Annotated in this window: 23 protein-coding genes; 12 read left to right on the top strand and 11 right to left on the bottom strand. The window is 65.9% G+C overall.

Annotation, left to right across the window (positions count from 1 at the left end; genetic code table 11):
- Positions 1–32 precede the first annotated feature (32 nt).
- The 4 genes from V4558_12140 to dinB all read right to left on the bottom strand — a co-directional run bounded on the left by V4558_12140 (position 33) and on the right by dinB (position 5,519).
- Positions 33–1,949: a serine/threonine-protein kinase gene (locus tag V4558_12140; GenBank protein ID MES2306254.1), complete on the bottom strand. Its 1,917-nt coding sequence runs from the start codon at positions 1,947–1,949 to the stop codon at positions 33–35.
- A complete protein-coding gene (locus tag V4558_12135; GenBank protein MES2306253.1) occupies positions 1,946–3,820 on the bottom strand; it encodes a serine/threonine-protein kinase in 1,875 nt (624 codons plus the stop codon). Before V4558_12135 ends, V4558_12140 begins: the two co-directional genes overlap by 4 nt.
- Positions 3,821–3,898: 78 nt before the next feature.
- A complete protein-coding gene (gene queF / locus V4558_12130) occupies positions 3,899–4,294 on the bottom strand; it encodes a preQ(1) synthase (protein ID MES2306252.1) in 396 nt (131 codons plus the stop codon).
- Positions 4,295–4,325: 31 nt separating this feature from the next.
- Positions 4,326–5,519 (bottom strand): DNA polymerase IV, encoded by a 1,194-nt coding sequence (dinB, locus tag V4558_12125; protein MES2306251.1) that lies wholly within the window; start codon positions 5,517–5,519, stop codon positions 4,326–4,328.
- Between the two features lie 38 nt (positions 5,520–5,557).
- Here dinB and V4558_12120 point away from each other — a divergent pair, with 38 nt between their 5' ends.
- From V4558_12120 to V4558_12085, 8 genes are all read left to right on the top strand, one after another.
- Positions 5,558–6,448 (top strand): NAD(P)-dependent oxidoreductase, encoded by an 891-nt coding sequence (locus V4558_12120; GenBank protein ID MES2306250.1) that lies wholly within the window; start codon positions 5,558–5,560, stop codon positions 6,446–6,448.
- A complete protein-coding gene (locus V4558_12115; protein ID MES2306249.1) occupies positions 6,445–7,278 on the top strand; it encodes a TrmH family RNA methyltransferase in 834 nt (277 codons plus the stop codon). The genes V4558_12120 and V4558_12115 overlap by 4 nt, the downstream gene beginning before the upstream one ends.
- An 85-nt stretch (positions 7,279–7,363) precedes the next feature.
- The gene (locus V4558_12110; GenBank protein MES2306248.1) at positions 7,364–7,939 is read left to right on the top strand and encodes a cytochrome c3 family protein; all 576 of its coding nucleotides are present in this window, start codon (positions 7,364–7,366) and stop codon (positions 7,937–7,939) included.
- A 34-nt stretch (positions 7,940–7,973) separates the two neighbouring features.
- Positions 7,974–10,991, top strand: a complete 3,018-nt coding sequence (locus tag V4558_12105; GenBank protein ID MES2306247.1) for a molybdopterin-dependent oxidoreductase — start codon at positions 7,974–7,976, stop codon at positions 10,989–10,991.
- Between the two features lies 1 nt (position 10,992).
- On the top strand, positions 10,993–12,351 hold the full coding sequence (gene nrfD / locus V4558_12100) for an NrfD/PsrC family molybdoenzyme membrane anchor subunit (protein ID MES2306246.1): 1,359 nt from the start codon (positions 10,993–10,995) through the stop codon (positions 12,349–12,351).
- Positions 12,351–12,863, top strand: coding sequence for a DUF3341 domain-containing protein (locus V4558_12095; GenBank protein MES2306245.1), 513 nt, complete (start codon positions 12,351–12,353; stop codon positions 12,861–12,863). The genes nrfD and V4558_12095 overlap by 1 nt, the downstream gene beginning before the upstream one ends.
- Positions 12,856–13,455 (top strand): cytochrome c, encoded by a 600-nt coding sequence (locus tag V4558_12090; GenBank protein MES2306244.1) that lies wholly within the window; start codon positions 12,856–12,858, stop codon positions 13,453–13,455. The genes V4558_12095 and V4558_12090 overlap by 8 nt, the downstream gene beginning before the upstream one ends.
- Positions 13,455–14,726 (top strand): hypothetical protein, encoded by a 1,272-nt coding sequence (locus tag V4558_12085; GenBank protein ID MES2306243.1) that lies wholly within the window; start codon positions 13,455–13,457, stop codon positions 14,724–14,726. Before V4558_12090 ends, V4558_12085 begins: the two co-directional genes overlap by 1 nt.
- 171 nt (positions 14,727–14,897) lie before the next feature.
- Here the strand turns inward: V4558_12085 and V4558_12080 are convergent, their stop codons facing one another.
- The 3 genes from V4558_12080 to V4558_12070 form a co-directional block, all read right to left on the bottom strand.
- Entirely contained in the window at positions 14,898–15,815 is a 918-nt protein-coding gene (locus tag V4558_12080; GenBank protein MES2306242.1) for a zf-HC2 domain-containing protein, read from the bottom strand.
- Positions 15,796–16,326 (bottom strand): sigma-70 family RNA polymerase sigma factor, encoded by a 531-nt coding sequence (locus V4558_12075; protein ID MES2306241.1) that lies wholly within the window; start codon positions 16,324–16,326, stop codon positions 15,796–15,798. The genes V4558_12080 and V4558_12075 overlap by 20 nt, the downstream gene beginning before the upstream one ends.
- A 90-nt stretch (positions 16,327–16,416) precedes the next feature.
- On the bottom strand, positions 16,417–17,178 hold the full coding sequence (locus V4558_12070) for a hypothetical protein (protein MES2306240.1): 762 nt from the start codon (positions 17,176–17,178) through the stop codon (positions 16,417–16,419).
- A gap of 205 nt (positions 17,179–17,383) precedes the next feature.
- Here V4558_12070 and V4558_12065 point away from each other — a divergent pair, with 205 nt between their 5' ends.
- Positions 17,384–17,848, top strand: a complete 465-nt coding sequence (locus V4558_12065; protein MES2306239.1) for a plastocyanin/azurin family copper-binding protein — start codon at positions 17,384–17,386, stop codon at positions 17,846–17,848.
- Between the two features lie 112 nt (positions 17,849–17,960).
- On the opposite strand, the gene V4558_12060 is transcribed toward V4558_12065, so the two are convergent.
- From V4558_12060 to V4558_12045, 4 genes are read right to left on the bottom strand one after another with little or no spacing between them, the layout of a single operon-like run.
- The gene (locus V4558_12060; GenBank protein MES2306238.1) at positions 17,961–18,806 is read right to left on the bottom strand and encodes a phosphatase PAP2 family protein; all 846 of its coding nucleotides are present in this window, start codon (positions 18,804–18,806) and stop codon (positions 17,961–17,963) included.
- Positions 18,797–19,771 carry an NAD(P)-dependent oxidoreductase gene (locus tag V4558_12055; protein MES2306237.1) on the bottom strand — a complete coding sequence of 325 codons (975 nt, stop codon included), beginning with the start codon at positions 19,769–19,771 and terminating at the stop codon, positions 18,797–18,799. The genes V4558_12060 and V4558_12055 overlap by 10 nt, the downstream gene beginning before the upstream one ends.
- On the bottom strand, positions 19,768–20,841 hold the full coding sequence (locus V4558_12050; GenBank protein ID MES2306236.1) for an N-acetyltransferase: 1,074 nt from the start codon (positions 20,839–20,841) through the stop codon (positions 19,768–19,770). Before V4558_12050 ends, V4558_12055 begins: the two co-directional genes overlap by 4 nt.
- 59 nt (positions 20,842–20,900) lie before the next feature.
- Positions 20,901–22,082 (bottom strand): aminotransferase class I/II-fold pyridoxal phosphate-dependent enzyme, encoded by a 1,182-nt coding sequence (locus tag V4558_12045; protein MES2306235.1) that lies wholly within the window; start codon positions 22,080–22,082, stop codon positions 20,901–20,903.
- A 166-nt stretch (positions 22,083–22,248) separates the two neighbouring features.
- Here V4558_12045 and V4558_12040 point away from each other — a divergent pair, with 166 nt between their 5' ends.
- From V4558_12040 to hemG, 3 genes are read left to right on the top strand one after another with little or no spacing between them, the layout of a single operon-like run.
- Positions 22,249–24,456, top strand: a complete 2,208-nt coding sequence (locus V4558_12040) for a M6 family metalloprotease domain-containing protein (GenBank protein MES2306234.1) — start codon at positions 22,249–22,251, stop codon at positions 24,454–24,456.
- Positions 24,453–24,842: a hypothetical protein gene (locus V4558_12035; protein MES2306233.1), complete on the top strand. Its 390-nt coding sequence runs from the start codon at positions 24,453–24,455 to the stop codon at positions 24,840–24,842. The genes V4558_12040 and V4558_12035 overlap by 4 nt, the downstream gene beginning before the upstream one ends.
- 33 nt (positions 24,843–24,875) lie before the next feature.
- Positions 24,876–26,276 carry a protoporphyrinogen oxidase gene (gene hemG, locus V4558_12030; GenBank protein ID MES2306232.1) on the top strand — a complete coding sequence of 467 codons (1,401 nt, stop codon included), beginning with the start codon at positions 24,876–24,878 and terminating at the stop codon, positions 26,274–26,276.
- Positions 26,277–26,280 lie beyond the last annotated feature (4 nt).

Here is a 26,280-nt window from a genome sequence, read left to right as displayed (position 1 = left end):
CGCCAGCTACGCTACCCTGGCAACCGATCGCATCAGCCAGGAGTCGTCACTGGGGTCCCTTCGCGCGGTCGCTCGCTCCGCAGCACCCGACGGAGTGCGCCGTGGCCGCCCAGTTCCTCCAGCAATTCCATCTCGAGCGTCCGCACGTCGGCAAGTTGTCCGGTGAACTCGCCGGCCGAGGCGACATCGAGCGTGAGTCGCGCGAGCTGCAGGCGCAGCCCCTCGAGCGCGGTGATGGCGGCGGCTTCCCGTTCGCCCAGCTGGCGTTCCAGCAACAGATGACCCGGCGACTGCGGCAGGGCCGGGTCGGACAGGTGTCGCCGCAGTGCCTTCATTTCGGCGATCCGATGCCGCAGGGCGGTCGCAAGCGTCGGGAGGTCGTCGAGCGAGACGCGGCTCGATTCGGGCAGCGCGGCCCACAACTCTTCGATGGCGAGATCGAGCACCAGTTCGGTCGGTCGATGCAGGGTCGTCTCGGGTGGCACGGCATTGCGGAGGCCAATCCCGGCGAGGCGCGCGGCGAGCGCCCCGAGTCGCGAGCCCCAGAATCGCTCCGTCAGGGTCGCGTTGCGACGCGGAAGCGAGCGGCGCATCCGGATGACGAAGGCGGCGCCGACGCCGGTCCAGAGCAGCATCCAGCACCAGCGAGCGAGATCGACGACGGCCTTCACGAACGGCACGAAGGATTCCCAGTCGCGGACCAGCAGCGGACCGTACCGGATTGCCTGCGTCATCAGCAGGATGGCGCCCACCGAGAGCCAGGCCACGTCGTGCATCACCCGTCCCAGCAGCGGCGCGACTTCGATTTCGCGTTCGGCAGCGTGGCGCTGGAGCGCGAGGCGCAGATCCTCGAGCCCGTAGCCCGCACGCAGGGCGAGTCGAAGTTCGCGCCACTCGAAGATCGCCTGCAACAGCAGCGTCGGGATCAGGACGAGGAGTGCGCTCCGGAGAAGCGTGCCGAGGAGGTCGAACGGATCCAGGGTCATCATCGCGGCTGTAAATGCCGAGATCGAAAGCATGCCAACCAGCGGAGCCGCGAAAGCCCACGCCGGCCGAATCCGTGCGCCCCGCACGATCCATCGCTGCATCGGGGCCGCGAGGGTGGCACCAGTGCCAGGGCGTTGCAGCAGCGCCAGAAGTGCCTCGACGCTCTCGGGTCGCGCGAGCGGATCACGTTCGAGGCAGCGTTCGATCGCGCGAACGACTCGAGGCGATGTGGCCGGTGCGGCGCTGGCGAGCGATGGCAGCGGGGCGGTGACGTGCTGCAACAGGACGGCGGCGGTATCGTCGCCATCGAACGGAAAGCGCCCGGCCAGTATCGTCCACGCAGTGATGCCGAGTGCATAGATGTCGCTTGCCGGTCCGGCGCTTTCGCCGCGAATCAATTCGGGGGCGAGGTAGGCCGGTGTTCCGAGCAGCGGGCCGTGATCGGCGCGATCGACCTCGGCGGCGATGCCGAAATCAGCGAGCAGCGCGCGACCGGTGCTCCGCTCGAGCAGGATGTTGTCGAGCGTGACATCGCGGTGCACGATTCCCATCGCGTGTGCATAGGCCAGGCCCCACCCCACTTCGTGGAGGATCCGTTCGGCGTCTGCACCAGGCACCGGGCCTTCACGTCGGAGGCGGCTGCCCAGCGATTCGCCGTCAACGAGTCCCATCACGAAGAAGACGAAGCCACCGAGTTCGTCGACGGCAAAGATCGGAACGATATGCGGATGCGAGAGTCGCGCGCCGGTGCGAGCCTCGCGCAGGAAGCGTTCACGCTGCTCGTCGCGTGCCGCGAGGGCGGGGTGGAGCACCTTCATCGCCACCGGTCGGTCGAGCGAAACGTCGCGGGCGAGAAAGACCGTTCCCATGCCACCGATCCCGAGTACGCGCTCGAGCGACCAGGCACCGGCAAAGGCATCCTGTACTGCTTCGAGCGTCGCGCCCGGCGGAGTGTCGGTCACGTCGGGGTGCCCGCGCCGGGCCGGCGGGTGCGGCCAAGCAGCTTCCGCAATTCGGCGTGGCCGCCGACCTCACAAAGCAGCGCCGATTCGAGCAATCGGGCGGCCTCGAGTTGCTGGGTCAGCTCCGCGGTATGCTCGCGCGTCGCCAGCAACCGCAGCAGCTGCAGCCGGATGCGCTCAAGCGATGCCACCGTCTCGCGGTGGCGCGCCTCGAGCGGGACCAGCGCTTCGCTGATCTGGGTGAACTCGAACGAATCGGTCGACAGTTCGCGCTCACTCTCGCGCAGCCGATCAATCAGGTCGCGCAGTTCGGTCGCGCTCCCTTGCAGGGCATGCGCGAGCGAGGGAACATCGCCCAGCTCGGTGCGCGTCGCGGGCGGGATGACCTTCCAGAGATCATCGACGGCGAGCCCGAGTACGAGTTCGGTATTGCGGTGCAGCGTCGACGACGCGGCGATGACGGCGCGCTGTCCCGCTGCCGAGAGACGCGCCAGAGTTCCGGCAACGCGCGACCGCCAGAACGCTTCCTTCATGGCGTTGATCCAGCCATCCGGCTTCGGTCGGTGACCGGGCAGGAGGAAGCCGATGCCGACGCCGGTGAGCGTGCCGAAGTAGACTCCGGAGAGCATCCACACCATCGCATCGCGGACAATGCTGACGTCGGCAACATTCCACGTCTCGAGGTTGGGCCAGATCACTCCAAGCGACACAATGAGCGTCAGGGCACCGATCACCGTGAGGTCCCAGATGACTCGACCGCCCAACGGCGCCAGCCCTTCCCGCCGGCGCTCGCGCACCATCTCCGCGCGCCAGTGTGGCAGCGCCGAGCGAATGTCATCGATGCCGAAGCCGACGCGCCGCAACCGCCGCAGCTCGGCGGCCTCGAACAGCAGGTGGGTGATGATCGGGATCGCCGTGAGGGAGAGGGCGGTGGTGATGAGGGCGACCGTCAGCAGCTCGCGCTTGCCTTCTTCGAACGCGCTCTGGATCAGCAGCCAGGTCTGCATCGCGAGCAGCGGCGTTGCCAGCGCGTAGATCGAACGGATGCGATCCCATCGCGTGAACCAGCTTCGCAGTGCCGGCGCGATCGCCACCGGTTCGGGTGGTCGCTCGAGCAGCGTCAGGAACGCGGCGGTATCGGCGGGCCGCGCATCCGGGTCCTTTGCGAGGCACCGTTCCACCGCGTCGATCATTCGCCGCGATGCTCCGCGCGCCTTGGGGGCCAGCGGCCGATGCGGCTGTACCAGGTGCCGCGCCAGCAGCTGGGCCGGTGACTCGGCTTCGAGCGGCGGCGTGCCCGCAAGGGCCAGGTAGCCCACCGCACCGAGGGCATAGAGGTCGGAGGCCATCGTCGCCGGGTCGCCGCGAATGGTTTCCGGTGCGAGATACCCCGGGGTGCCGAAGACCGGTCCCTGCTCCAGATCGTCGCGCCGGGTGGCAATGCCGAAGTCGGCGAGCACGGCCCGACCAGTTCCCCGTTCGAGCAGGATGTTGGCCGGCGTGAGATCGCGGTGAATGACCCCGTGTGCGTGGGCATACCCCAGTGCCCAGGCCGTTTCGCGGAGCATCCGTTCGGCATCATCAGGAGGGAGCGTGCCACGCCGCCGCAGTCGCTCGCCGAGTGTCTCACCATCGACGTAGGCCATCACGATGACCACGCAGTCGGGGTGTTCCTCAACCGCGAAGATCGGGACGATGTGGGGGTGGGCGAGTCTGGCGGCGGTGCGAGCCTCGCGCAGGAAGCGGGCGCGCGAGTCGAGCTGTCCGGCGAGTTCGCGATGGAGAACCTTCAGCGCCACCGGCCGGTCGAGCCGGACATCACGAGCGAGGTAGACCGTGCCCATCCCGCCGCGCCCCAGCTCGCGTTCCAGCGAAAAGCGACCGAGCAGGAGTTCCTGAAGTGCGACGGACTCGGCGGAGAAGGCGATCGGGGGTGCCTCGTGGTGGTCCTACAGTGGCTTGCCCGGCAACGTGACGCTGCAGGTGGTCTCGAAACCGCCACGGACATTGTAGCGCGTAGTGACCGTGAGCGTCTTGGCGCGGAGCACCTGTTGCAGGTCCTGCGCGAGTCGGGCCGTCGCGTGTTCCTGGAAGATGCCGACGTTTCGATAACTCATCACATAGTACTTGAGGCTCTTCAGTTCGATGCAGCAATCGCCGGGCACGTAGCGTAGCGTCAGTACGGCAATATCGGGAAGGCCGCTGAATGGACAGACGGCGCTGAACTCTCCGGTGCTGGTCACGATCTCCTGATCGGGGCCCTCATACGGGAAAGTTTCCAGTACCGTAGTGTCGATTGCCTCGGGTCCCACGAACGGGATCGTCCGACCTTCTGCTGTTGCCATCGCCTGCTCCACGTAAAGTCTTACAGCAAAGCTAATCCACCGGCTTTGGCGGCCGGACGAGCCGACCGCTCCGGAGGGCGTCAAAGCCGAACTTCGCCCGAACCGAATCCATCGCGCGGACCACCTCCCGCTGGCGCCCCCGGTCGGCCGATTCGAAGAGATCCGGCGCCTCGACCGGCAGCAGCGAGGTCGCCGCGACCCCGAGCAACCGGATCCCCTGCCGGCGGCTCCGTGCCGCAGCAAAGGCGGGGCGCAGCAGGTCACGCGCGACGGTCAGCAATTCGTGATCGAACGCAGTCGGTGTCGTGAGCGTCTTCCGTCGGGTCACGGTCACGAAATCGCCATGGCGCAGCTTCAGGACGACAGCCCCTGCCACCAGCCCCTCATCGCGCAGCTGACCCGCCATTCGCGCCGTGAGGAGCAACAGCACCCGGTCGAGTTCCGTCACATCAGTGAGGTCGCGACCGAACGTCGTTTCACGACTCACAGACTTGGCGGGCCCGTGGGGTCGCAGCGTGACGCTCCCTTTGCCCGACGCGCGGCGAGCCAGGGCAGCTGCTTCGTCGCGCCCAAGCACGCTAGCGAGTTCGTCGAGTGACATCGCCTGCACCTCAGCCACATTCTCAAGCCCCAGATCGCGAAGGCGTTGTGCCGTCTTCGGACCGATGCCGGGGAGTGCCGACAGCGCGAGGCCGGCGAGAAAGTCGCGCTCCCATCCTTCGCGCACTTCGCAGACGCCGCGCGGTTTGGCGTAGTCGCTCGCGATCTTCGCAATCATCCGATTCGGACCGATGCCGATGGAGCAATCGAGTCCGGTGGCGGCGTGCACCGCATTCCGGATGGTGGTGGCCGTGGCCAGCAAGGACACCGGATGCAACAGGTCGGTGCCGCTGAAGTCGAGATACCCTTCATCGAGTCCCGTCATCACCACCAGTGGCGCATGCGCTTCGAGCACGCCCCTGACGCGTCGCGATGCGTCACGGTAGTCAGCGAATTCACCACGCACGAAAGTGGCATCGGGGCAGAGCCGCACGGCCTGGCCGATCGGCATTCCCGAGCGGACCCCGAATTTCCGCGCGCCGTAGCTCGCCGATTGCACCACCCCGCGAGACTCGCGCTTGCCACCCACGACCAGCAGTTCGATCTCGCGCAGCTCGGGCTGCTGCTGCCGGCAGACCTCCACGAAGAAGGCATCGAGATCGAGGTGCAGGATTCGGGTAGCCATGGCCGTACATTCTAGCGTCTCACACACCCGGAGCCCGGATGCGGATCGGCTTTGCCGGCCTCGGCGCCATCGGAGTCCCGATGGCTGCACGACTGGCTGAGGTCTACGAAGTAAAGGTCTGGAACCGGACGGAGGCCCGTGCGGCCGAATTCGTTGCGGCTCACCCGCTCGCGAATCAGGCCCATACTCTGCGAGAACTTGCCGATGGCGTCGACGCCATCGTGACCTGCCTGCCGACTTCGGCGGACGTCGCAACCCTGTTCGACGGACCCGATGGCCTGCTCGCGACCCTCCCCGCCGGCGCCCTCGTTGTCGACTGCACGTCGGGCGATCCGGCGACTTCGCGGCTGATCGCCGCACGGCTGCACGAGCGCGGCATTGGCTTTGTCGATGCGCCGCTCAGCGGCGGTCCGCCGATGGCGATCAAGGGCGCTCTCACGGTGATGTGCGGTGGCTCGCCGGCAGACGTTGCGCGGGCCGAGAAGGTGGTAGCTCCCTTCGCCGCCAAGGTGATCCACCTCGGCCCGGTCGGGGCAGGGCACGCCGTCAAGGCGGTCAACAACGCCCTCCTTGCCATCAACATCCTGGCACTCGCGGAGGGGATGGTCACCCTCGCCAAGGCGGGTCTGTCGCCGGCGGCGGTGCTGGACGTGATCAATGCATCGAGCGGCCGGTCATTCGTCAGTGAGGTCCTCGTGCCGGAGCGGGTGCTCAGCGGCAGCTTTCCACGGCTCTTCCGGCTCGCGCTGCTCGAGAAGGACATCGGCATCGCCCATGATCTGGCACAGGAACTCGGCATCCCCGACCCGGTGATTCGCACCGCCCGTGAGCGCGCCCGGGTCCTGCGGAGTGAACTGGGCGAAAGCGCCGACTATCTCGACCCCTTCCGCAATGCCGAACGTCGTGCGGGCGTGGAACTCCGCGCATGACCAGGGAACGGGTCATGCCGCCGGCGCCCGTGCTGGTGCTGGTGGCCGTGCAGGACCTCGTGAACCTCGCCTCCTGTGTCCGGGTCGCCAAGAATTTCGGGGTCACCGAAATCCGGCTGGTGGCGCCGGAGTGTCCGGTCGACCTCTACCGTATCGAAGGGGTGGCGCACAACACCGCCGATGTCCTCGAGCGGATGACGATCCACGCCACCATCGACGAGGCATTCGCCGACCTCAGCTACGTGCTGGCGCTCACCGGTCGGGAGCGGACCGCCAAGCGGGCCACGCTGCGGCCCCGCGAGGCGGCGGTGGAGCTGGTGGAGCGGAGCCTCGAGGGTCGAGTGGGAATCCTCGCGGGGCGCGAGGACCACGGGCTCAGCAACGAGGAACTCGATCGCTGCGCCAAGCTGGTGACCATCAGCGCCAACCCCGAGTACACCTCACTGAACCTGGCGCAGGCCTGGGCGGTGATGGCCTACGAGACCTGGGTGGCCCGTGGGGGTGACCAGATTCCCCTCAAGAGGCCGCGACACGCCGCCGGACCCACCAATCACGCCGAGCTCGAGGCGCTCTTTGCCGATTGGGAGGCCTCGATGCACGCCATCGAGTTCTTCAAGAAGCGACAGGCGGATCTGGTGATGCGGGGCTTCCGGGAGGTCATTTTCCGCGCCGACCTCGACGTTCGCGAGGCTGGCCTCTTCCGGGCGATCGGCCTCGAAGTGGGCCACTTTCTCCGGCGGAAGGGCCTGCTTCCCCCATTGCCGCGCAAAGTGGGCGGCCAGCTGGTCCCGGCGGACCCCGCTCCGGAAGACGACCCATCCGTCCCGTAGTTGAACGGACCTCTGACTTCGGCTAGCTTTGCGCCCGGCAAGGAGTTGCAACCCTGTCTCGGATCCTCTTCGGCGGTCAGCAGATATGAGTAAGCGGTTCGTCCTCGGACTCGGCGTCGTGACGATGGCAACGGCCTTGCTGGCCTTTGCCGCCCTCCCCGGCGTCGCACAGAAACCCGCCACCGGCCCGGCACCGCTCAGTGCGGCCGATTCGTCTTCCCTCAAGGGTCCGCGGCAACCGATCTTCTTCCGTCACGACATCCACACTGGCCAGCTCAAGATGCAGTGCCAGTACTGCCATTACTCGGTCGGTGTTTCGTCCGAGCCTGGCATTCCGAGCATGCAGACCTGCATGGGCTGCCATATCGCGGTCGCCGGAAAGACCGACGCCAACAAGGCCGAGATCAAGAAGCTCAAGGAAGCCTGGAGCGCGAAGAAGCCGGTGGAGTGGGTACGCGTCCACAGCGTCGCCCGCCACGTCCGCTTTCCGCACGCGCGTCACATCAAGGCACTCGGGCCCGCGGCCTGTGCCACCTGTCACGGCAACGTCTCGCGGATGCCGCAGGTCTACAAGGTCAACAACGTGAATAACATGGGCTTCTGCATCAGCTGCCACATCGAGCGGAAGGTTTCGCGCGATTGCACTGTCTGCCACTACTGATATGACGACCAGACATCCCGACCACGGAGTAGCGATGGCCGACGAGAGCGAAACGTCCGGCGTCGATCGACGGAAGTTCCTCAAGGTGCTCGGCGTGACCGGTGCTGGCGCAGCCGCCCTCTCGGGCTGCTCGACTGACAAGGTCGCCAAGCTGGTGCCTTACCTGGTCCAGTCCGAGCAGCAGGTGCCCGGCGTGGCGACCTGGTATGCCAGCACCTGCACCGAGTGCAGCACCGGGTGTGGCATCGCCGTGAAGACCCGCGAAGCCCGCCCCATCAAGCTGGAAGGACTCGCCGAGCACCCGATCAACGCCGGGACGCTCTGCAGCCGTGGCCAGGCAGGCCTGCAGGGGCTCTACAATCCCGACCGCCTCGCCGGACCGCTCGCGCGCAATGCCGCCGGCGGATTCGACAAGATTTCGTGGAACGATGCTGCCGCGCGTGTCGCGGCCAAGGTCGGTGCAGCGTCGGGCAAGGTTGCGGCGATCAACGGCTACGGTCCCTCGACGTTTTCCACCCTGCTCACCGATTTTATCGGCGCGGCAGGCGGCAAGGTCGTCTATTGGGAGGCCTTCGGTCGCGACGCGGAACGCAAGGCCAACGAGAAGACGTGGGGACGCTCCGACCTGCCGGTGTATGACTTCGCCAGCGCGAAGCACATCGTGTCGTTCGGCGCCGACTTCCTCGAAACGTGGGGTGCGGTCGTCGAGCAGCAGCGTGGCTTCGCCGAATCACACGGCTTCCACGACGGCACCATGGCGAAGCATGTGTACGTCGGTCCCCGGATGTCGCTCACCGGCGCGAATGCCGATGAGTGGATGAATGTCCCGGCCGGCAGCGAGGTGATGGTGGCACTCGCAATGGCCCAGGTCGTCGCCGCACGAAAGGGCGGCGCGCTCGCCGGATCGCTTGCCGCATATGCACCGGAACAGGCTGCCAAGGCGACCGGGCTCTCGGCTGCACAACTGACCGCGATGGGTGAGGCCTTTGCCGCCGCCACCCCGTCACTCGCGGTCGCTGGTGGCGTCGCAGCCCAGCATCGCGGCGCGATCGATCTCTGCCACGCAGTGAACCTGCTCAACGAGGCCGCGGGCAACGTCGGCAAGACGGTGCTTTTCGCAGCGGCCTCCGCTGCTCCGGCGACCGCGTCCGGATATGGCGACGTCGCGGCTCTGTTCGAATCGATGCGCGGTGGCCAGGTGCAGGTGCTCCTCGTCCACGAAGCGAATCCACTCTACGCCCTGCCGAAGAGCGGCAAGTTCGCCGAGGCGATGGCCAAGGTGCCGTTCAAGATCTCGACCGCGTCCGTCCTCGATGAGACGGCGGCCGCGTGTGATCTGATCCTCCCCAATCTTCACGCCCTCGAGCGCTGGGACGATCTCCGTCCGCGCGCTGGTGTCACCGGGCTGCTGCAGCCGACGGTTGAACCGGTCTTTGCGGCGATGCACACCGGCGACCTGCTGCTCAAGGCCGCGCAGCTCGCCGGGGGCCCCTTCGCGGGCTTCAACGCCCCGAGCTTCGAGGAGCACCTCAAGCGCGAGTGGCAGAAGAGCTCACCCGCCGGCGACTTCGACACCTACTGGCGTGAATCGCTCGGGCGTGGCGGGCTCTTCGGCGCTTCACCCACGACCACGGTCACGATGGCGTCGTCGGCGGCAACGGTGAGCGTCACGGTTCCGACCTTCGATGGCACCGGCGAGTTCGTCTTCCTGCCGTATCCGAGCTCGATGTACCACGATGGCCGCGGGACCAACAAGCCGTGGCTGCTCGAGAACCCGGACCCGATCACCAAGATCACCTGGCAGTCGTGGGTTGAAGTGAATCCGGAAACCGCAAAGAAGATCGACGTGCGCGAGGGCGAAATCGTCGAGCTCACTTCACCGCACGGGACCATCCGGGCGCAGGTGCTGGTCTATCCCGGCATCCGCGAGGATGTACTCGCGATGCCGCTCGGACTCGGCCACACCGAATACGGCCGCTACGCCAAGGGCCGCGGTGTCAACGCCGTCGACCTCCTTGGCGCAGCCGACGGACAGGGATTCCTCCCGTACGTGAGCACCAAGGTGTCGGTCAAGACGACCGGCGACTACCGCAAGGTGTCCAAGACCGAAGGGAACCCGCGACAGCTCGGCCGTGGCATCATCGAAGCGATGCCGCTTGCCTATGCAGCGAAGGGGATGACGCCGGAAGAGGCGATCAAGGCCGAAGGGCATCCGGCGCACGAAGTGAACACCGAGAAGGAAGCCGAGGCGATCGCGGGCTGGTACGAGAGCCAGACCGAGCGCACCAAGCTCGGCAACTACGCCGATCCGCATCCGAAGTGGGGGATGGCGGTGGATCTGTCGCGTTGCACTGGCTGCTCGGCCTGCGTGACCGCCTGCTACGCCGAGAACAACATCGCGACCGTCGGCGAAGAGGCCGTGCTGAAGGGTCGTGAACTCAGCTGGGTCCGCATCGAGCGCTACTGGGAGGGCGGCGAGAATGGTGAGCCGCTCGAGGCCCGCTTCGCGCCGGTGATGTGCCAGCATTGCGACAACGCGCCGTGTGAACCGGTCTGTCCGGTCTACGCGTCGTACCACACGCCCGACGGACTCAACGGCCAGGTCTACAACCGTTGCGTCGGCACTCGCTATTGCAGCAACAACTGTCCGTTCAAGGTTCGCTACTTCAACTGGTCGCGCTACAGTGAATTCGCGTGGCCGGAGCCGCTCAACCTTCAGCTCAATCCGGAAGTCACGGTGCGCGCGCGAGGGGTGATGGAGAAGTGCACCTTCTGCGTCCAGCGAATTCGCGGTGCGCAGAACACGGCAAAGCTCGAGGATCGCGACCCGACGGAGAAGGAAGTACAGCCCGCCTGCGCCCAGGCCTGCCCGTCGGGCGCCCTGGCGTTCGGCAACGTGAAGGACCCCGAGGCCAAGGTCGTGAAGTGGAAGCGTGACCCGCGAGGATATGTGATGCTCGAAGAGACCAACGTCCGGCCAGCGGTCACCTATCTGGCCAAGGTACTCCACCGCGAGCCGGCAGCTGCGCACGCGCCGGCGGGGGAGCACTGAGATGGCCGTCATCGCGCACGATCCGAGCATTCCGACCCAGACGCACGGTGAGGTCACCCGCGACGTCCTGAAGTCGATCACCGACAAGCCGACCAAGGGGTACTACTTCCTGGTCGCGACGATGGCCTTCCTCACCCTGGTGATGTTCGCCACCGTCACGGCCGAGCTCAAGTACGGCCTCGGGTTGGCCGGCTACGCGCCGCCGATCATGTGGTCGGTCTACATCACGACCTTCGTATTCTGGGTCGGTATCGGTCACGCGGGCACGCTGATCTCGGCGATTCTCTTCCTGTTCCGCTCGCCCTGGCGCACCGCGGTGTACCGCGCAACGGAAGCGATGACGGTCTTCGCCGTCATGACGGCCGCGCTCTTTCCGATCATCCATATCGGTCGCGAGTGGGTCTTCTACTGGCTGATTCCGTACCCCAACCAGCGCTACCTCTGGCCGAACTTCAAGTCGCCGCTGATGTGGGACGTCTTCGCCATCTCGACCTACCTGACGGTGTCGAGCACCTTCCTGATGGTCGGGCTAGTCCCCGACATCGCCGCCATTCGCGACAATGTCAGCGGCTGGAAGAAGAAGGTCTATGGCGCGCTCTCGCTGGGCTGGACCGGCGCCGATTCGCAGTGGCGCCACTACACCCGCGCCTATCTCTACCTCGCCGCCCTCGCGACGCCGCTGGTGCTCTCGGTCCACTCCGTCGTTTCGTGGGACTTCGCCTCATCGATCGTCCCGGGCTGGCACGGCACCATCTTCGCGCCGTACTTCGTCGCCGGCGCGATCTATTCCGGCATCGGCATGGTGTTCACGCTGGTAGTGCCGCTGCGCAAGGTGCTCAAGTTCGAGCACATGATCACCGACTACCATTTCGATAACCTCGGCAAGCTGACGCTGTTCACGGGGTCGATCCTCTTCTACGCCTACGCGATGGAATACTTCGTGGCGTGGTACTCCGGATCGCCGTTCGAACAGGTCACCTTCTACCGGCGCGCGTTTGGCCCGATGTGGTGGGCCGGCTGGACGATGATCACCTGCAACGCGTTCGTGTCGCAGTTGCTCTGGTTCCGGAAGATCCGAACCAACATGACCTCGCTGTTCGTGATCTCGATCTTCATCAACATCGGGATGTGGTTCGAGCGCTACGTCATCGTCGTCTCGTCCCTCTCGAACGACTACATGCCGTTCGCGTGGGGCCAGATGAACCCGACGTGGGCCGACTGGTCCATGCTCGCCGGATCGTTTGGCTGGTTCGGGCTCTGGTTCACGCTGTTCTACAAGAACTTCCCCATCGTGGCGATCCAGGAGCTGAAGGAACTGATCCCGATGCCGCGCCGGAACTCCCACGGGGGGGCACACTGATGGCGGCGAAGACCGTACCCGGAGTGCTCGGGTCGTTCCAGCACATCGATGCGGCGTGTGATGCGATCCGCGGCCTCAAGGCCGAGGGGCATACCGACCTCACCGTCTATTCGGCTGCGCCGAATCACGAGCTCGAAGCTGCGCTCGGCGATCCGATCTCGCCGGTCCGGATGTGGACGCTCATCGGTGGCCTGACCGGCTGCACCGCTGGTTTCTCGATGACGATCTGGATGGCGCGCGAATGGCCACTGCTGGTTGGTGGCAAGCCGATCGCGGCGATTCCGGCCTTCGTGGTGCTCGGGTTCGAACTCACGATTCTCGTGGGTGCGCTCTCGACCATCGCCGGCATCATCATTCTCTCGATGCGCCGCTCGCTCAAGGGCCGTCCGTATCATCCCAAGTACAGCGACGACCTGATTGGGGTCTTCGTCCCCTGCGGTGCCGATCAGGCCGCCGCCGTGGCCGGGATGCTGACGGCGGCTGGCTCGGTGGAGGTGCTCCGTGATGCGTAAGGCAATGTCTGCGATGGTGCTGCTGGCGCTCGGTGGCTGCAACTTCTGGTACAACGAAGTGCCGTCCCCCGACGACCTCATGCACCGGGTGCCGTGGTTCGACCACATGATTCTCTCCAAGGGCGTCCACCCGTATCAGCGGTTCGACATCCCGCGCAACACGCCCGCCCACGTGGTCCCACTCGGCGGTGGGGAGCGCGACTGGCGCGTCGGAGATCCGACGGCGGCCTTCCCGGTCTACGGCTTCGATACCCTGGTGGCGAACGCGTTGCAGCATCCCACCACGCCCGCCAAGGTCGGCGCGCGGAGCGGGGAAGAGCTCTTCGACACCTACTGCTCGATGTGTCACGGCTATCAGGGTGCTGGCGACGGTACCGTGACGCCGTACAATGGTGCCCCATCCCTGATGACGGCGAGTGCGCGTCACTGGGGTGATGGCTACCTCTACAGCATCATTCGTTATGGCCGCGCCGGTATGCCGCAGTATGGCGACAAGATCGTCCGTCAGGACGAGCGCTGGGCCGTCGTTGACTATGTGCGCTCGCTCCAGGCGAAGTCGCCCTTGCCACCTGCCGCCGGGGGAGCCCGCTGATGGCGACCGATTTTTCCGTGGTAGAAGACCGCCTCGCTGAGAAGAGTGTCAACAGCGATTACGGCTCCTTCCTGACGATCGGTGGCGGGATTGCGCTGGTCGGTATCGTGCTCTTCGTGATGGCGCTCATGGGCGAAGGAAGTCATCGCGCCTGGCAGACCTTCCACGTCAACTGGCTCTTCTTCACGTCGCTGACCGGCGGATCGATCGCCATCACGGCCGTTTACAAGATCGCCAATGCCAAGTGGTCGGGTGTGATCCTGCGGTTGTCGCAGGCGGTGTCGGGTTTCATCCCGGTTTCGCTCATCGGCCTCGCGCTGATCTTCACCTTCGGCTACCAGGACATCTACGGCAACATGCAGGCGGCACTGCACGGCGTGTCGCCGGGCAAGGCCCTCTGGCTCTCGAAGAGCTGGATGGCGGCGCGGCTCTTCATTGGCCTCGGCGTCCTCTATTACCTCGGCATTCGCCTGATCCGGAGCGACATGCTTCCGGACCTCGTGCTGGCCAAGGAAAAGGTCAGTGATGGTCGCAAGGCTCGCTACGAACGGATGCTTGCCGGGTACAACGAGGCCGAGAACCATACCCGCATCTACCGGCTGGCGGCGATCTTCGCAGCGGTCTATGCCCTGGTCTTCACCATCGTGGCATTCGACGGCATCATGTCGCTGCAGCCGCACTGGTTCTCCAACCTGCTCGGTGGCTGGTTCTTCATGGGGTCGTTCCTGGGCGCCCATATGCTTCTGGGCCTGATGGTGATCTTTGCGCGGAACAACGGCGCCAAGCTCGGTGAGTTCATCTCGCCGAAGCAGCGCCACGACCTCGGCAAGCTCTGTTTCGGCTTCACCGTCTTCTGGACCTACCTGATGTGGGCCCAGTTCCTGGTGATCTGGTACGGCAACCTGCCGGAAGAGACGGGCTTCGTCTTCGCGCGTCTCTGGGGCCCGTGGCGGGTCGTTGGCAGCGCGGTCTTCCTGGGGATGTTCGTGCTTCCGTTCACCGGCCTGCTCGGCGTTGGCCCCAAGAAGACGCCGGCGATTTTCGGCGCCTTCGCCACGATCTCGCTCTGCGCCCTCTGGCTCGAGCGCTATCTGCTGGTGATGCCGTCGGTGACCGCCGAAGCAGGGCCGGTCTTCGGGCTCCCGGAAATCGGCCCCACGCTGACCTTCCTCGGGCTCTTCATCGCCTGCATTGGCTGGTTCGCTCGCACCTATCCGATGGTCTCCCCGCGACTGGCGTTGATCACGCTGCAGAAGGAAGCGGCGCACTAGCTGACAAGTAGATGACGGATGACGGATGATGGATGATGGATGATGGATGATGGATGATGGATGATGGATACAAACTGGAAGGGCCGGCTCCTCTTTGGGAAGCCGGCCCTTCACACATCCATCATCTGTCATCTGTCATCCATCATCCTTCTGTCATCCATCACCCTGTTGTTACTGCAGCGTCAGCTTCCCCATCATCGCATTCAGCGAGTCGCTCGGCAGGTAGCCCGCAATGGTCACCATCCGGATCGTGCGCTTGGGCTCCTCATCGGTCCCGACATAGTCGGGCTTCGCGCGGAGCGGGATGCTCATCGACAGACCGCTCGCCTCAAGCAGCTGGTGCACCGGGCCGACTTCATCCACCTGTCCTTCGACCACCCAGAGCGAGCGACCGTCGGGGAGCTGGTGCCGCACGAGGAAGGTGGGCCGCCCGCCGCTGGCAGACCGCTGGATCCGTACCGCCGCGACGGCGTACCCCTCGAGGCGGGCAATCGAGCCGTGGGCGAGTGTCATGGCCGCGTCCCAGGAAAGCGACTCCCAGCCGGTCGACGGATCAATCTCTGCCAGCGGCTCTACCGGGCGGAAGCGACGAACGACCTGCATCGCTGGCGCCGGACCGACAACCTGCGGCCGGATGACGGCCCGCGAGGCGAGGGTCATCGTGCGCTGCTCAGCCGTCAATGGCGCAGGCTCGGTCGGAGTAGTGGCCGAGGCGGAACCGGCGGTGGCAAAGAGTGCCGGGGCCACGAATGCCGCAGCGAGCCGCGTTGGCGACGTCGCAGCAGGCACCGGCTGCAGGGCGAGGTAGGTGCTCAGACCGACTACCGCGACGCTCGCCGCGGCGACTCCACCCATCCAGGTGCGAACCGGCTTCGCGGTCCGGCCGGGAAGGGCAGGGCGCTTGATCGTGCGTGGTGATGCAATGGCAAGCAGGCGCGATGTCCGCGCCCGCACTTCCTGCACCTCGCCGTACATCGAACGACAGATCAGGCAAGCGAGCAGGTGCTCGGCAATCTCGGCACGCTGTGCCGGCGACAGTTCCCCGTCGGCGTAGGCGTGGAATTCCTCTTCAGGGACGTGCGGACGCACGGCGAGGCTCCTGTTCGGTCTCCGATCCCAGTTCATCGTGTGCGGCAATCAGGCGCTTGCGAGCCCGCGCCAGCGTCGTGCCCACGGCGCCCAGCGCGAGACCGGTCTGCTCGGCGATTTCGGGGTACGCGAGTCCAGCATCCCACAGCAACAGTACTTCGCGATCGCGCGGGCTCAGGGTCGCCAGTGCGCGCTTGACTTCATTCTCCTGCTCCTCGTGCTCCAGATCTTCTTCGACATTGTCGAGTGGCGCCGGCGAGGCGATCGGCTCGTGCGTCAGCAGAACCAGATGTTTGCGACGACGAATCGCCGAACGCGCTTCATCACGGGCGATATTCGCGGCGACGGCGAAGACCCAGGATCGGGGCTTCTCTGGCTGATGGGCGAGGGCGCGCATGAAAACTTCCTGCGCGAGATCTTCGGCGCGGTCGGCGTCCCATACCTTGCGGTAAAGGAAACGAACAACGGCGTCGTAGGTGGTCCGGTAGAGCCCTTCGAGATCGAAGGCCATCGGGTCCTCTTTGGTCTGGGATGCTTCCCTGTAGACGCACACCCCGGGCCCGCATGCACACCCAAGTCCAAAATATTGCGTTACAACAACTTACAGAGGAAGTCGTCGATTCCGGAAGGCGCACCCCGGATGCAGACCTGTCCTTGTTTCAGGCCAATGTGTACACATATGCGGCTTGGCCGGCTCGCCATTGCTTCGGGTGCGGCCGTGGAGGTCGCAATGCAGGCCGTCTTCCTTGAGATAATCGCAGGCCGAGATGATCTCGGCGCTCACGAGCCCTTCCTCGGGGTCCTCGCGTTCCACTTTGCACAGGTAAGGAGACTTCCGGCTGCGCAGCAGCGCCTCGAGCATCGTCTCCTCGGTAGTGCAGCGGATCTCGACATTAAGGTCGCGGCAGCACGCCGCGTGACGCGTATGATCGGCGGTCCGGCAGGGTGCCTTGGCGCAGGGGTTGGTATCGGGCGCGAGCGGGAGGGCCCGCTTGACCGGCGTCGGGGGCGGGATGACGCGGGTAACCAGCTTCCGGTTTTCCACGATACGGAAGCGGTCCTTCCCGAGTCGCCGCGGCGCCGCGGTGCGACGAGGCACCGGAACGCGCCCAGTGAAGCCATGCGCGCCGCACCGCACCGCGCTGCCTGCGCCGGCCTCGAGATACTTGCAGGGCACGAAGATCGTCGTCTCGCACCAGAGCTCGCCATCATCCACGAAGGTCCGACCGAACTCAAGCCGCTCGGTGTGGCCGAAGAACCAGGTTGCATCGTGGTCCTCCTGGCCCTCAAGCGTGGCCGCCCGGGCAGTGACCTTGAGGGTGCGGCATTGGGAGCCTAAGCGTCGGCAGGGCGGTGGAGCCATCGGATTCCTGGTGCGGAGGTGCGGTCAACAGGGCGCGCGCGGCCGGAAACTAGCGCCCTCGGCGGGATTTGCCAGCAGACAGACTACCGCGGAGACCCGTCCACGCATTACTCTTGAAGCTTCCCGAGATCCTGGTGGACGGGAGCCGGTGCTGCCGGGGGGCAGTTTCGACGACAAACATCACCAGGGATGAGGCAAGACAAGAATGCGCGTTTCTGCAATCGTGGCCGGTGTCGCGCTGGTGCTGGCGGCGTGCGGCGGTGAGAAGAAGGAAACTTCGGCGGATACCACGACGGCTGCGGCCCCTGTGGCGGCTCCGGCTGCGGCGGCGACTGGCGCCCGGCATGAAGTTCAGATGATGCAGGAAGGCACCACCTACAAGTTCTCGCCGGCCGACCTGACGATCAAGGCGGGCGATGTGGTGGTGTTCAAGAACGTCTCGGGCGGCCCGCACAACGTGGCGTTCAAGTCCGACAGCATTCCGGCTGGCGCAGAGGCCATTCTTGATGCGGCGATCGCCGACAAGATGGGTCCGCTCTCGTCTGCCCTGATCGCGGCGCCGGGCGATTCGCTCGTCGTTTCGTTCGCTGGCGCGCCGGTGGGTGCCTACCACTTCACCTGCACCCCGCACATGGCGATGGGGATGCACGGCATGATCACCGTTCAATAACCCGTAGCGACCGCGCTCGCGCGGTCGAATGGGGATCTGAACGAACAGAGCGGGCGATGCACTTGCATCGCCCGCTTTGCTTTGCTTGTCCCGGGGGCGCAGGCGTCGACTCCTACGCCACCCTCCGCATCACCAGCAGCGGCACCGAGATCCCGACCGCGACGCCCGCGACGCTGTCGATGACATAGTGCATCTGACAGTACACCACGCCAACCGCGAGCATCGCGGTTGGCACGGCGATGACCATCGCCAGCCGTCGCGAGCCGAACCACGCACCGACCGTGGCCGCGACCGTGGCCGCGACGTGGGAAGATGGAAAGGCGGCGCCGAATGCACTTCCCCGGGCGAGTGTGGCATACACGAGTCGGGCCGGTCCGTTGGCCACGAAGCTCCCCGCAGGGCGCGCAAATTCGTAGTACGGTCCGGCAACAGGGAAGAGGATGTAGCAGAGGTAACAGCAGAGATATGTCGCCATCACGCCGTTGAGATATTGCTCCAGCACGGCGAGCCGGCGAGTGAACAGGAAGAAGAGCGCGGGAATCGGGACGATGAGGTAGTACGAGAAGTACACCGCGTGGAGCACGGTCGACCAGAACACGCTCGGTGCCTGTCGCCACCAGTCACGACTTGGCTGGCCGCCGAACCAGCTCGACTCGAGACGTTGCAGTGCGCCATCGTGCGTCGTCGCCGCGCCGAAGCCGTTCAATGCGTCAATCGAGGAGTAGAGCGCCGTGAGCAGGATCAACGGATAGCTCGTCCGCAGAAAGCGACCCGTCGAACTCTCTGGGGCGTGCGCGGCCAGCCAGGCAAGCAGCGCGACACCGAGATGCGCGGCGAACAACAGCCCCATGCCCCGCTGGGTGATCCGCGTGAGGGCGATCGTCGCCACCAGCACGCCATACCCGGCCAGCAGGCGATCGACGAGTCGCCAGCGCGGTGCGGCGAATGTCAGAGCCATCCCGCCTCGCGGTACCACGCCGCGGTGTCACGAATGCCGTCGCCCAGTGCCCATCGGGGCGTCCATCCGGTGGCGGCGCTGAAGGCCACCGGATTGCCGGTCCACGCCTCCTGGTAGAACTCGTTCGCCTTGTCGGCGCGGAGGATGGTCTTTCGGCGCAGCGCTCGCGCCCAGAGACCGGTGGCATTGAGCGCCGTACGGGCGACCCACTCCGGGATCGGGAGCAGGGTGACATCCTTTCCCATCTCCGCGCCGATGGTGCGGACCAGTGAGGCGCTGGTAATCACGTCAGGGTGGTTCACGTAGAAGACCCGGTGGTCGAGTCCGGCGGTGCTCCCGGCCCGGATGATTGCATCCGCGAGGTCGGCGACGTGAATGATCGAGAGTTCCATGGAACCATCGCCAAAGACCGGGGCGACGCCGAGCCGGGCGGCCTTGAACACCGTGAGCAGGTTCTCGCGGTCGCGCGGTCCGTACACCGTGGGCGGCCGGAGGATCGTCCACGAGAGCGGCTCGCCTCGCAGCACCAGTTCCGATGCCAGCTTGCTGCGACCGTACATCGTCACCGGCTGGTCGTGTCCATCGGCTTCCTTGAGGACACCACGTCGCGACGGGCCGCCGGCAGCCATCGATGACACCAGGACGAAGCGGGCGGCCCCGCCCGCTGCCACGGCAGCCCTGGCGAGGTTCGCGGTGCCGTCGCGGTTCGCCATCATGAACTCGGCCTCGTCCACTGCGCCGGTCAATGCTGCGACGTGATAGATCACATCCTGATCGCGTGTCGCCTGACGAAGTGCGTCGAGGTCGCCAAGATCACCTGGCACGAGCCGCACACCGCGGGACGCGGCGCTGGCTGCGCGGGCCGGAGAACGAACGAGCGCGGTGACAGTGTCACCACGCTCGAGCAGTTGATCCACCAAGTGCCCGCCGACGAAGCCGGTCGCGCCCGTGACGAGGGCCCTCACGTGGCGCGGTCGAGCACGCGATATGTCTTGTAAGGCGTGAAGCCGGCCTTCGACAGTCCCTGAATGATTCCTGGGTTGTCCTCGAGCAGCCAGCCCGCCTCACCCCAGCCGATGCCGACTTCCGCCGCCTTGCTCCAGATCCAGTGGTACAGCGCCGAGTCGATCCCTTTGCCGCGCCACTCCGGGAGGATGCCCAGCAGCGGAATGCGCGCCCGGGTGATCTTCCTGGTCTTCAGCTTCCACATCATCGTGAGGGCCGCCGGAAACATCCCTCCGCCGCGATTGTCACGCAGCGCCTCATTGAGATCGGGGAGGCCGAGGCCGAATGCGATCGGCACGCCATCCTTCTCGACGAACGGAATGATTGACGGAATCACGACCGGCTTGAACTGCGTCGCGAGGTTGTCGATCTCCGCGTCAGTCATGGGGATGAAACCCCAGTTCTGTTCCCAGCCGGCGTTGTAGAGTTTCTTGATGAGCGCGACCTCGTCGGCGAACCGCTTCATGTCAAGCGAACGCATCGTGAGGCCGTAGCGCTTCTTCAGCAGCTCGACTGCGCGCGCCGTCCGTTCGGGCGGCGTGACCGGTGCCTTCAGCGAGCCACCTTCGAGGCAGACCATGTCCTTGGCCTTGGTGAAGCCGGCCGTCTCGAGCAGAGTGAGATAGTAGGGCGGGTTGTGCGGCATCATCAACGTGTTCGGCGTGTCGAATCCGTCGATCAGCAGGCCGCATTCATCGTTGACCGAGAACGACATCGGCCCCCGGATGGTATCGAACCCGCGTGCTCGCACCCAGGCAGACGCGGTGTCGAGAAGCGCCGCCGCCACGCGGAAGTCATTGATGCACTCGAAGAATCCGAAGAAGCCCACCTTGTCGTGATGGACCTCGTTGTGGAGCCGATTCGAGATCGCCGCGATGCGGCCCACGACCTCGCCGTCCTGTTCGGCGATGAAATAGTCGGCTTCGGCGTGCTGGAAGAACGGATTGCTGGCGCGATCGAGCAGCTTCTTGACCTCAGCGCGAAACGGCGGGACCCAGTTGAGGTCCCGCCGGTGCAGGCGATACGGCAAGTCGATGAATTGACCGAGATCCTTCGGCGACTCGACGCGCCGGATAGCCGGCGCGTTGTTCAGATGACCCCCAACTCCTTGCCAATGGTGCCGAACGCGTCGAGTGCCTGATCGATCTGCGCCGGTGTGTGGGTCGCCATGACGCTGGTGCGCAGGCGACACTGGGAGGGCGGCACGGCGGGCGGAACCACCGGATTGGTGAAGACGCCCGCGTCATACAGCTTCCGCCAGAAGACGAAGGTCGTCTCGAGCGGTCCGATGAGCACCGGAATGATCGGTGTTTCGGTGGGGCCGATTTCGAAGCCGAGGTGCCGGAACCCATCGCGCAGCCGACGGGCGTTGGCCCAGAGCGCGTCGCGACGCCACGGTTCCTGCTGCATCACCTCGAGGGCCGCGAGCACGCCCGCGGTGTTGGCCGGTGGAAGCGATGCCGTGAAGATGAACGGCCGCGAGTGGTGCTTGAGGTAATGAATGACCGACTCGTCGGCAGCAACGAAGCCACCGACCGATGCCAGCGACTTCGAGAAGGTGCCGGCGACAATGTCGATCTCGTCCTGCAGTCCCCAATGTGACCCGGTGCCCTGCCCGTTGGGTCCCAGCACGCCGAGCGCGTGGGCATCATCCACCGCGAGGGCGGCCCCGAAGCGCTTGGCGATCCGCGACAGTTCCGGGATGTCGGCGATATCGCCTTCCATCGAGTAGACGCCATCGACCATGATCATGGTGCCGTACCCGCTCGTGTTCTGCTCCAGCAGCCGGCTGAGTTGCTCGAGATCGCCGTGATCGAAGCGCTGCGTCTCGCCATACGAGAGGCGGGCGCCGTCCACGATGCAGGCGTGATCGAGCTTGTCGAGGTAGACGGTTTCCTTGCGCTTGAGCAAGCCGGAGATCAACCCGAGGTTGGCGCCGTAGCCGGTCGAGAAGACCAGGGCGGCTTCCTTCCCCAGGAACCTGGCCAGGGAGGATTCCAGCTGCTCGTGGAGGTCCAGCGAGCCGTTCAGGAAACGGGAGCCGGTGCAGCCTGCACCGTAGCGGTGCAGCGCCTTCTCGGCGGCTTCCAGAACCTGAGGATGGTGCGTGAGCCCGAGGTAATTATTCGAGCCCAGCATGATACGCTTCTTCCCTTCGATGACGACGACGGTGTCTTCCGACTCCGAAATCGGCTTGAAGTACGGGTACAACCCGGCGGCCTGGATTTCGCGCGCCTGGGTGAAGTTCCGGCACTTGTCGAAGAGTGCCACCTGGGTCTGGAGCGTTTCAGCCACGGGCCCTCACAGAGCACGGGTGGATCTTGGGCAGGAATACCCCCAAGTTTGCAATTAGCCAAGTGATGAAACTATGACCCCCCCCCCACCGACACAAGGTAAATCCGCTCCGGGGCGCCCCCGGCGTCCGCTACTGCAAGGGATGGTGCTGGCGCTGCTGACCCTTCCCGGGTGGGGGAGCCCGGCTGGCGCCCAGTGGCCGCGTGCCCGCCTTGGCGAGTTCGAGGTCCGTGGCTTCGACCTGCCCCAGGATGGGGGCTGGCGGACACAGGGCCAGCGAGTGCTCGCCGCCCGTCGGATGCTGCTCAGCCAGGGGGCGTTCTCACGTCTCAATACACCAGGGAGCGCGCGGCCCGCGGTCTCCGGGAACTACTTCGTTCCGGTCATTCCGATCACGTTCCGCGACGTCAACCCGGCTTTCGTTGCACCGCTCTATCAGGACCTGCTCTTCGCCGCCGCGCCGTCCACGCGGCCGTGGAGTCTCCGCAGTTTCTACCAGGCGCAGTCCCGCGGGTTGGTGAATCTCGACGGAGCGGTGTTTGACTGGATCAGGGTCGATAGCTCGGCGTCGTGGTATGAGGACACCTGCAACGGCATCGGCGTACTGGCGCCTTGCCCGACCCGGGCTCGGTCCCGGATGGCGGACTTGCTGATCAGTGCCCTCGATTCGGTCTCCCTCGGTGCCGGCGGCGATACCGTGTGGAATCGCTTCGACAATGACGGGCCGGACGGGCTGCCCAACTCCGGCGACGATGATGGCACTGTCGACCTGGTCACTTTCCTGCAGCCCAAGGTCGACGGCGCGTGCGGTACGACAGCCATCTGGGCCCACCGCTACCGAATCGCCGGCTGGACCGGGGGACAATCGTACGTCACCCGCACGCCGCGACGCAGTGCCGGTGGTGCGACAATTCCTGGGCAGTTCCTTCGCGTCAATGGCTACTCGATCCAGTCAGCGGAGGGAGGCAACACCGCCTGTACGCCGGGGCAGATCATGCCGATCGGCACCGTGGCACACGAAACTGGTCACGCCTTCGGCCTCCCCGATCTGTACGACACTGACGCCACGTCCGGTACTGAGGGTATTGGTGAGTGGGGCCTGATGGGCAGCGGGAACTACGCCCGTCCGTACTCGCCGGGCTCCTTCGATGCCTGGTCACTTTCGCAGCTCGGTTGGGTCGTGGTCGACACGGTCTCGAGCACGCGAACCACGACCACGGCCGCGGTGCAATCGAGCGACACGGTCTTCTATGCCTCAACGGCTTCCCCCGATCGCTATCTACTGATCGAGAATCGCCAGCGAGAAGGGACCGACACCGCGATGATGAATCCGGCGTTCGTGCGTCCCAAGGGCCCCGGACTCCTGATCTGGCTCGTGGATGATCCGCGAATCGATGCCGGGCGTTTCTCCAATACCGTCAACACCGGGGCGCATCAGGGGCTCTCGCTGATGCAGGCTGACGGCCGCAACCAGCTGCGTTCGAACATCAGCGGGGTGAAGAATCGCGGCGATGCAGGGGATCCTTTCCCCGGGAACAGCTTGAACCGCGATTTCGGGCTGATGGGAGCTGCCCCGGCTGTCGACTTCAGTGGTGCGCCCCTCGGCATCCGGATCGATGGCATCACGACCTTCGCCGACGGCCGGCTCCGCTTCCGCTACGTCCGTCGCGCGGCGTCGCTCATCGCCTCCCGCACTCCGCTCGCCAAAGTTCGCGTAAACGAGTTTCTCGCGCCGAGCATTTCGGAAATATTTGCAACCGGGGATACGCTCGCGCTCTCCGCTGATGAAGTGCAGACGACGGCAGACGGCCGGAGTGGGGCGCGGTTCCTCCGCTGGAGTGACGGTGGTGCCCGCGTCCATCAGGTTATCGCGCGTGCGGGGCCTCCCGACACCCTCTTCGCGGATTTCGCCCTCGCGCACCGGGTGCGCCTGCTCTTGACCGGCCCAGGTACCCTCTCCGTGTCGCTCCCTGGCGATCCGGCGGCGGGCATCTTCGCGGATGTCGGCACCGTGGTGCGGGTGACCGCTACTGTCCCAGTCGGAGTGGAATTCCTCGGTTGGCGCGGCGATACGACCACGGCCGCGCCGGTGCTCGACTTGCCGATGAATCACCCCTTCGATCTGGTGGCCGACTTTGTGAGCATTGCCTCCGTGGACGCGTCGGCTGCTGCACGAGCGCTACTCGGCGGAACCCCGCTCGATCCCGCGGCGAGCCGCTATCTCGATGCGACAGGTAATCGCAACGGCACCTTCGACGTCGGCGACTACCTCGCCTGGCTCAGGCGTACCGGCCAGCGAGTGCCGGCGGCACTCCTTCGTCTCGGCAGCCATGGCGGGGTAACGCGATGACGCGGCGATACGGGCTCCTCCTCCTCTCGCTCTTCGCCGCGGCGTGCGGCGGTGAAGCCATCGCACCCGCAAGACCCGGGACGCTCACCCTGCAACTCACCACACCCAATGCGAACGACGGCGCGCTGGTTGTGGTCATCAGTGGTGGCACCGTGAGCACCGTCCATCCGGCGGGGAATCTCGAGGTCGTTCGTCAGGCGGACGGCTCGGGGACGCATCTGCTCCTCGTCGGTGATGTCACCGCGGGCATCGTCGCGACCATCGACGTTCCCGACATCGCGCGGGCGAGTGCGTATGTTGCGGTCGTCGAACAGGCGGCCGATCGAACGTCATTCGCGCTCCTCGATCCGGCGGCGTATCGCATCACCATCGTGCCCGCGCCGTGAGGCCGGGCTGACCCGAACGGCGAGAATCCCAGCGTGAACAATCCCCGGGTGGTCGTCGTGGGTGGCGGCGTCGCGGGTCTGCTCGCGGCGCTCCAGCTCCGCGACCGGGGCATCGACGTCGTCCTGCTCGAAGCGTCGCCGCGCGTGGGCGGCGTCATTGCCACCGTCCATCGCGACGGCTGGATCGCCGAGTCGGGACCCAACACTCTCGCGGAACCCGAGCCAGCAGTGCGCACGCTGCTCGACCAGGCCGGACTCGGATCGCGCACACTTCGCGCTGATCCGCGCAACGCCCGTCGCTTCCTGGTCCATCAGGGTGCGCTGGTCCCGGTGCCGAAGTCTGCGGGCGAACTGATTTCGTGGCCAGTCCTTTCGACCGCCGGCCGTATGCGACTACTCAAGGAACCATTCGTCAAGGCAGCGCTTCCAAATGCGGAGGAATCGGTCGACGCCTTCGTGCGCCGACGCCTGGGCGACGAAATGGCCGAGCGCGTCTTCGACCCGCTGATCGGTGGTGCCAGCGCGGGAGATCCGGCGCAGGTCTTGATGCGCTACGCCTTCCCGCGCCTGGTGGAATGGGAACAGGCGGGCGGTTCGCTGCTGCGTGGCTCGATGCGGGCCGGGATGGAGGCGCGACGCAAGGCCGGAAGGTCGCGTGGCGGGGCCAGCGGTGTCTGGTCGTGCCCTGAAGGGCTCGAGGAACTGCCAGCGCATCTCGCCGCACGACTCGGCAGCGTCATCCGGACCGGTGTAACGGTCTCCTCGATCGAAGCCCACGGCGCAGAATTCGACGTCGCGACAGCCGATGGACAACGTGAGCGAGTCCAGGGCGTCGTGATGGCGGTTCCTGCAGGGGCCTTCCGGGCGCTTCGTGTCGGAATCCCCGGCGGAGAAATCCTCTCGGCGATCGCCGCCGCACCGCACGCTTCGCTTGCCACCGTCTCGCTGGGTTTTCGACGCGCCGACGTGTCGCATCCGCTCGATGGCTATGGCATGCTGGCGCCGTTTGCCGAACGGCGGAATATTCTGGGAACCCTTTTTGTGTCGTCACTCTTCGCCGGCCGGGCGCCGGACGATCACGTCCTGTTGACCAGCTTCGTGGGTGGCGCGCGTCGCGCAGAGCTGGTCGAGCGTCCTGCAGCGGAACTCGTCGACCTCGTGCACGCTGAACTCCGGGAGCTCGTCGGCGCTGCGGCGCCGCCGGTGTTCGAGTCGGTGGCCTACTGGCCAGCAAGCCAGCCGCAGGCGGTCGCCGGCCACGGTGCCAGGCTCGCGGCGGTCGCTGCGCTCGAGGCGGAGACGCCCGGGCTGGTCTTCGCGGGTGGATGGCATGACGGACTGGCCTTGGGTGAGGCAATGCGCGGTGGGCGAGCAGCGGCGGAACGGCTCGCGGATCGAATGCAGTGGCAGAAAGCGGAACCAATTTCTCCCTGAAGGA

It is taken from the genome of Gemmatimonadota bacterium (assembly GCA_040388535.1).
GTDB lineage: Bacteria > Gemmatimonadota > Gemmatimonadetes > Gemmatimonadales > GWC2-71-9 > Palsa-1233.
The sequence above is the reverse complement of the archived record's forward strand: the minus strand, read 5'-3'. Positions and strand labels throughout refer to the sequence as shown.

Coding starts and splice junctions, on each gene's coding strand:
- V4558_12095 (MES2306245.1), top strand. CDS start 12,351: ATGGCGGCGAAGACCGTACCCGGAGTGCTCGGGTCGTTCCAGCACATC.
- V4558_12060 (MES2306238.1), bottom strand. CDS start 18,806: ATGGCTCTGACATTCGCCGCACCGCGCTGGCGACTCGTCGATCGCCTG.
- queF (MES2306252.1), bottom strand. CDS start 4,294: ATGGCAACAGCAGAAGGTCGGACGATCCCGTTCGTGGGACCCGAGGCA.
- dinB (MES2306251.1), bottom strand. CDS start 5,519: ATGGCTACCCGAATCCTGCACCTCGATCTCGATGCCTTCTTCGTGGAG.
- V4558_12035 (MES2306233.1), top strand. CDS start 24,453: ATGACGCGGCGATACGGGCTCCTCCTCCTCTCGCTCTTCGCCGCGGCG.
- V4558_12070 (MES2306240.1), bottom strand. CDS start 17,178: ATGGCTCCACCGCCCTGCCGACGCTTAGGCTCCCAATGCCGCACCCTC.
- V4558_12065 (MES2306239.1), top strand. CDS start 17,384: ATGCGCGTTTCTGCAATCGTGGCCGGTGTCGCGCTGGTGCTGGCGGCG.
- V4558_12120 (MES2306250.1), top strand. CDS start 5,558: ATGCGGATCGGCTTTGCCGGCCTCGGCGCCATCGGAGTCCCGATGGCT.
- V4558_12105 (MES2306247.1), top strand. CDS start 7,974: ATGGCCGACGAGAGCGAAACGTCCGGCGTCGATCGACGGAAGTTCCTC.
- V4558_12115 (MES2306249.1), top strand. CDS start 6,445: ATGACCAGGGAACGGGTCATGCCGCCGGCGCCCGTGCTGGTGCTGGTG.
- V4558_12110 (MES2306248.1), top strand. CDS start 7,364: ATGAGTAAGCGGTTCGTCCTCGGACTCGGCGTCGTGACGATGGCAACG.
- V4558_12085 (MES2306243.1), top strand. CDS start 13,455: ATGGCGACCGATTTTTCCGTGGTAGAAGACCGCCTCGCTGAGAAGAGT.
- V4558_12040 (MES2306234.1), top strand. CDS start 22,249: ATGGTGCTGGCGCTGCTGACCCTTCCCGGGTGGGGGAGCCCGGCTGGC.
- V4558_12075 (MES2306241.1), bottom strand. CDS start 16,326: ATGGCCTTCGATCTCGAAGGGCTCTACCGGACCACCTACGACGCCGTT.
- nrfD (MES2306246.1), top strand. CDS start 10,993: ATGGCCGTCATCGCGCACGATCCGAGCATTCCGACCCAGACGCACGGT.
- V4558_12090 (MES2306244.1), top strand. CDS start 12,856: ATGCGTAAGGCAATGTCTGCGATGGTGCTGCTGGCGCTCGGTGGCTGC.